General features: G+C 74.0%; 4 protein-coding genes. 2 read left to right on the top strand and 2 right to left on the bottom strand.

What is annotated here, in order from left to right:
* A partial coding sequence (locus tag J7E93_RS14155) for an acyl-CoA dehydrogenase family protein (RefSeq protein WP_215069172.1) occupies window positions 1-1136 on the bottom strand: 1136 nt, incomplete at its 3' end.
* A 109-nt stretch (window positions 1137-1245) separates the two neighbouring features.
* Here J7E93_RS14155 and J7E93_RS14150 point away from each other — a divergent pair.
* Together J7E93_RS14150 and J7E93_RS14145 are read left to right on the top strand one after the other, a co-directional pair.
* On the top strand, window positions 1246-2922 hold the full coding sequence (locus J7E93_RS14150) for an AMP-binding protein (RefSeq protein WP_285440912.1): 1677 nt from the start codon (window positions 1246-1248) through the stop codon (window positions 2920-2922).
* Window positions 2923-2931: 9 nt separating this feature from the next.
* Window positions 2932-3753 carry a PaaX family transcriptional regulator C-terminal domain-containing protein gene (locus tag J7E93_RS14145; protein ID WP_215069170.1) on the top strand — a complete coding sequence of 274 codons (822 nt, stop codon included), beginning with the start codon at window positions 2932-2934 and terminating at the stop codon, window positions 3751-3753.
* Here the strand turns inward: J7E93_RS14145 and J7E93_RS14140 are convergent.
* Window positions 3740-6025, bottom strand: coding sequence for a bifunctional salicylyl-CoA 5-hydroxylase/oxidoreductase (locus J7E93_RS14140; protein ID WP_215069174.1), 2286 nt, complete (start codon window positions 6023-6025; stop codon window positions 3740-3742). The two genes, J7E93_RS14145 and J7E93_RS14140, sit on opposite strands and share 14 nt — an antisense overlap.
* Between the last annotated feature and the right edge of the window lie 36 nt (window positions 6026-6061).

Genomic DNA, 6061 nt, shown 5'->3' with positions numbered 1-6061 from the left:
GCGGCCGCGGCGGCCGCGGCGGCCGCGGCGTACAGCTCCTTGGCGATGATGGTGCGCTGCACCTCGGTGGCGCCCTCGTAGATGCGGGGCGCGCGGACCTCCCGGTAGAGGTGTTCCAGCAGGTGGCCGCGTTGCAGGGCCCTGGCGCCGTGGAGCTGGACGGCGGCGTCGACGACGTACTGCGCGGTCTCGGTCGCGAGCAGCTTCGCCATCGCCGAGCGCTTGGGCACGTCGGGCGCGCCCGCGTCGTACGCCGCCGCCGCCGCGTAGACGAGCAGGCGGGCGGCCTCGGTACGGGTGGCCATCTCAGCGACCTGGTGGGAGACGGCCTGGAGGTCGCGCAGGACGCCGCCGAAGGCGGGGCGGGCGGCGGTGTGCGCGAGGGTGGCGTCGAGCGCGGCCTGGGCCATGCCGACGGCGAAGGCGCCGACGCTGGGGCGGAACAGGTTGAGGGTGGTCATGGCGACGCGAAAGCCGCGGTCGACCTCGCCGAGGACGTCCGCGCGCCCGACCGGGACCCCGTCGAAGACGAGGGAGCCCAGCGCGTGCGGGGCGAGCATGTCGAGGGGGGTGCCGGAGAGCCCCGGCCGGTCGGCGGGGACGAGGAAGGCGGTGACGCCGCGGGCCCCGGCGCCGGGTGTGGTCCGGGCGAAGACGGTGGCGAAGTCGGCCTCGGGGGCGTTGGAGATCCAGCGTTTCTCGCCGTGCAGGAGCCAGCCGCCGGCGCCGTCGGGCCGCGCCTCCAGGGCCAGGGCGGCGGCGTCGGAGCCCGCGTCGGGCTCGCTGAGCGCGAAGGCGGCGACCGCGCGCCCCGCGACGACCTCGGGGAGCCAGCGGGCGCGCTGCTCGGGCGTGCCGAAGGCGGCGATCGGGTGGCCGCCGAGGCCTTGGAGGGCGAGGGCGGTCTCGGCCTCGGTGCACGCGTGCGCGAGGGATTCCCGCATCAGGCAGAGGTCGAGGGCGCCGGCCCGGAAGAGGCCCGCGAGCAGGCCGTACTCCCCGAGGGCGGCGACGAGGGGGCGGTTGACCCGGCCGGGTTCGCCTTTCTCGGCGAGGGGTTTCAGGCGCTCCGCCGCGAGCGTGCGGAGCTGCGCGCACCGGGCGGTCTGGGCTGCATCGAGTGAGAATACGGACATTCGGACCCCTGCCTCGCTCGCCGACATCACTTCTATCGCGCACCGTTGACTGTCGTCACCATCACGATACGCTCGTTGGGCGACCCCACCACGACAAGGGGACGAACTCATGGAGCTGACCCCCTCGGCCCACCACGACACCTTCGCGCGCGATCATCTGCCGCCGCCCGACCAGTGGCCGCACCTGCTCTTCGATCTGCCGGGGCTGGACTACCCCGAGCGGCTCAACTGCGGGGCCGAACTGCTCGACCGCACGGTCGAACGCCTCGGCCCGCGGCGCACGGCGTTCCGGGACGGCACCGGAGAGGTCTGGACGTACGGACAGCTGCTGGAGCGGGTGAACCGGATCGCGCACGCGCTCACCTCCGACCTCGGCGTCCGGCCCGGCAACCGGGTGCTGCTGCGCGGCCCCACGACCCCCTGGCTGGCCGCCTGCTGGCTCGCGGTGATGAAGGCGGGCGGGGTCGCCGTCACCGTCCTGGCCCAGCAGCGCGCCCAGGAACTCGCCGTCATGTGCGAGATGGCCCGCTGCACCCATGCGCTGTGCGACGCCAGGACGGTCGACGAGCTGGTGAAGGCCGACGTGCCCGGCCTGCGGATCACCACCTACGGCGGGGACCTCCCCGACGACCTGCTCTCCCTCGCCATTGGCCGGCCGGAGGTGTACGAGGCGGTGGACACGGCAGCCGACGACGTGGCGCTGATCGCCTTCACCTCCGGGACGACGGGGCGACCCAAGGGGTGCATGCACTTCCACCGCGATGTGCTGGCCGTCGCCGACACCTTCTCGGAGCACGTTCTGCGGCCGGAGCCGGACGACCTCTTCGCCGGCTCACCGCCGCTCGGCTTCACCTTCGGCCTCGGCGGTCTCGTCGTCTTCCCGCTGCGGGCGGGCGCCTCCGCGCTCCTGCTCGAACAGAGCGGTCCCACCCCGCTGTTGGAGGCGATCGCACGGCACCGGGTGTCGGTGCTGTTCACGGCGCCGACCGCCTACCGGGTGATGCTGGAGGAGCTCGACCGGCACGGCGGGCACGACGTGTCCTCCCTGCGGCGGTGCGTGTCGGCGGGCGAGAACCTGCCGGCCGCCACCTGGAACGCCTGGCACGAGCGGACCGGTCTGAAGCTCATCAACGGCATCGGGGCGACCGAGCTGCTCCACATCTTCATCTCCGCCGCGGACGACGACATCCGTCCGGGGACGACCGGCCGGCCGGTGCCGGGCTGGCAGGCGCGGGTGGTGGACCGGGAGGGCGCCGACGTCCCGGACGGCGAGGAGGGGCTGCTCGCGGTCCGCGGCCCGGTCGGCTGCCGCTATCTGGCCGACCCGCGCCAGAGCGAGTACGTCCAGGGTGGCTGGAACCTGACGGGAGACACGTACGTCCGCGACGGCGAGGGCCGGTTCCGGTACGTCGCCCGCGCCGACGACATGATCATCTCGGCGGGCTACAACATCGCGGGTCCTCAGGTGGAGGAGGCGCTGCTCGCCCACCCGGACGTGGTCGAGGTGGCGGTGGTGGGCCACCCCGACGAGCTGCGCGGCCAGACGGTCGTCGCGTACACGGTCGTACGGGACGGTGTGCCGCGGGACGCGGAGACGGCGGCGGCGCTGAGGGCGTTCGTACGGGCCCGGCTGGTGCCGTACAAGAGCCCGCGGCAGATCGTCTTCCTGGACGCGCTGCCGCGGACGGCCACGGGGAAGCTGCAGCGCTTCCGGCTGCGCGCCGAGGAGCCGGGGCCGGAGCACGCACGGCGGGATCCGGCGGCGGCCCTGCGAAGGACGCCCTAAAGTGATCACGTGGCCGAGCAGCACACCCCCCGTTCCCTGATCGTCTCGCTGTACGGCGCGTACGGCCGGGACCTCGCGCGCGACGAGGAACCGATGCCCGTGGCCGCGCTGATCCGTCTCCTCGCCGTGCTCGGCGTGGACGCGCCCTCGGTGCGCTCCTCGGTGTCACGGCTGAAACGGCGTGGCCTGCTGCTGCCCCGCCGGACGGCGGAGGGGGCGGCCGGATACGCGCTCTCGGAGGACGCCCGGCAGCTCCTGGAGGACGGCGACCGCCGGATCTACGCCCGCGCGGAACCGAAGCTGTCCGACGGGTGGGTGCTCGCCGTCTTCTCCGTCCCGGAGGCCGAGCGGCACAAGCGCCATCTGCTCCGCTCCCGGCTGGCCCGGCTGGGCTTCGGCACGGCTGCCCCGGGCGTGTGGATCGCCCCGGCGCGGCTGTACGAGGAGACCCGTCACACCTTGGAGCGCCTGGGGCTCTCCTCCTACGTGGATCTCTTCCGCGGCGAGCACCTGGGTTACGCGCCGACGGCGGAGGCGGTCGGTCGCTGGTGGGACCTGCCGTCGATCGCCAAGCTCCACGAGGAGTTCCTGGCCGCCCACGAGCCGGTCCTGCGGGCCTGGTCGGCCGCCCCGGGGACGGCGGAGGACGCCTACCGCGCCTACCTGTTCGCGCTCGACTCCTGGCGCCGGCTCCCCTACGCGGACCCGGTCCTGCCGTCGGAACTACTGCCCGGGGACTGGCCGGGCGCACGCTCGGCGGAGGTCTTCGCGGCGCTGCACGAGCGGTTGCGGGACGCGGGGGCTTCGTTCGTGGCGGCTAGCCGAGGGTGAGCCGCGGCTTCGGTGCGTCGGTGCGGCCCGTCGGGGGCGGGCGGCTGCCCGCGCGGTACGGGGCGGGCCAGGGAGCCGCCGGGCCCTGGTAGGCCTGGTCGGCGGCCGCGTGCAGGGTCCAGTGGGGGTCGTAGAGGTGGGGGCGGGCCAGGGCGCAGAGGTCGGCGCGGCCCGCGAGGAGGAGCGAGTTGACGTCGTCCCAGGAGGAGATCGCGCCGACCGCGATCACGGGCACGTCGAGCGCGTTGCGGATGCGGTCGGCGTACGGCGCCTGGTAGGAGCGGCCGTACTCCGGGCGTTCGTCGGGGACGACCTGGCCGGTGGAGACGTCGAGCGCGTCGGCGCCGTGGGCGGCGAAGGCGCGGGCGATGCCGACGGCGTCCTCGGCGGTCGTCCCGCCCTCGGCCCAGTCGGTGGCGGAGATGCGGACGGTCATGGGGCGGTCCTCTGGCCACACCTCCCGTACCGCGTCGAACACCTCCAGGGGGAAGCGCAACCGGTTGGCGAGCGGCCCGCCGTAGGCGTCGTCCCGCAGGTTGGTCAGCGGGGAGAGGAAGCCGGAGAGCAGGTAGCCGTGGGCGCAGTGCAGTTCGAGCAGGTCGAAGCCGCAGCGCGCCGCGCGCCGGGCGGCTGCCACGAACTCCTCCCGTACGGCGGTCAGTCCGGCCCGGTCCAGGGCGTGCGGAACCTGGTTGACGCCGGGGCGGTAGGGAAGGGGCGAGGCGGCGGTGAGCGGCCAGTTCCCCTCGGGGAGCGGCTGGTCGATGCCCTCCCACATCCGGCGGGTGGAGCCCTTGCGTCCGGAGTGGCCGAGCTGGACGCCGATCGCGGTGCCGGGTGACCGCTCGTGCACGAACGCGGTGATCCGGCTCCAGGCCTCGGCCTGCTCGTCCGACCAGAGGCCGGTGCAGCCGGGGGTGATCCGGCCCCGCAGGCTGACGCACACCATCTCGGTCATGACGAGTCCGGCGCCGCCGAGCGCCCGTGCGCCCAGGTGGACGAGGTGGAAGTCGCCGGGGATCCCGTCCTTAGCGACGTACAGGTCCATCGGCGAGACCACGATCCGGTTGCGCAGGGTCAGTCCGCGCAGCCGGAAGGGGGTGAACATCGGCGGGGTGCCGGGCGGGCAGCCGAAGTCGCGCTCGACGAAGTCGGTGAAGGCGGGGTCGCGCAGCCGCAGGTTGTCGTGGGTGACGCGGCGGCTGCGGGTGAGGAGGTTGAAGGCGAACTGCTTCGGCGGCTGGTCGAGGTAGCCGGGGAGCTCCTCGAACCAGCGCAGGCTCGCCGCGGCCGCGCGCTGGGTGGACTCGACGACCGGGCGGCGCTCTGCCTCGTACGCGGTCAGCGCCTCGGTGAGGGTGGGCTGTTCCTCGACGCAGGCGGCGAGTGCGAGGGCGTCCTCGACGGCGAGCTTGGTGCCGGAGCCGATGGAGAAGTGCGCGGTGTGGGCGGCGTCGCCGAGCAGGACGGTGTTGCCGTGGGACCAGCGCTCGTTGACCACCGTACGGAACGCGGTCCAGGACGATTTGTTGGAGCGCAGGGCCCGGCCGCCGAGCGCCTCGGCGAAGAGCTTGGCGCAGCGGGCGGTGGATTCGGCCTCGTCCATCTCGTCGAACCCGGCGGCCCGCCAGACCTCCTCCCGCATCTCGACGATGACGGTGGAGGAGCCGGCGGAGGTGGCGGAGGCGGCCTCGTAGGGGTAGCCGTGGAGCTGCATCACGCCGTACTCGGTCTCGGCGATCTCGAAGCGGAAGGCGTCGAGAGCGAAGTCGGCGGCGAGCCAGATGTAACGGCAGCGGTGGGGGGTGATCCGGGGGCGGAAGACGTCCGCGTGGGCCTCCCGGGTCGGGCTGTGGACGCCGTCGGCGGCGACGACCAGGTCGTGGGTGGTGGCGAGTTCGGCGGCCGGCGGGGCCTCGGTGCGGAAGCGGAGCCGTACGCCGAGTTCGGCGCAGCGGGCGTGCAGGATCTCCAGGAGGCGGCGCCTGCCGAGCGCGGCGAAGCCGTGTCCTGAGGAGGTGAGGAGGTGTCCGCGGTGGGCGATGTGGATGTCGTCCCACCGGACGAACTCGCGTTGGAGCGCGCGGTGGACGGTGGGGTCGGCGTGCTCGATGCCGCCGAGGGTCTCGTCGGAGAGGACGACACCGAAGCCGAAGGTGTCATCGGGTGCGTTCCGCTCCCAGACGGTGATCTCCCGGGCCGGGTCGAGCCGCTTGAGGAGCGCTGCGGCGTAGAGCCCGCCGGGCCCGCCGCCGATCACCGCGACGCGCAGCGCGGGCCGCGCGGTGGGCTGGGCGGTGGGCCGCGT

The sequence above is a fragment of the Streptomyces sp. ISL-36 genome (assembly GCF_018614205.1).
GTDB lineage: Bacteria > Actinomycetota > Actinomycetes > Streptomycetales > Streptomycetaceae > Streptomyces.
This window is presented reverse-complemented; position numbering and strand designations above follow the sequence as displayed.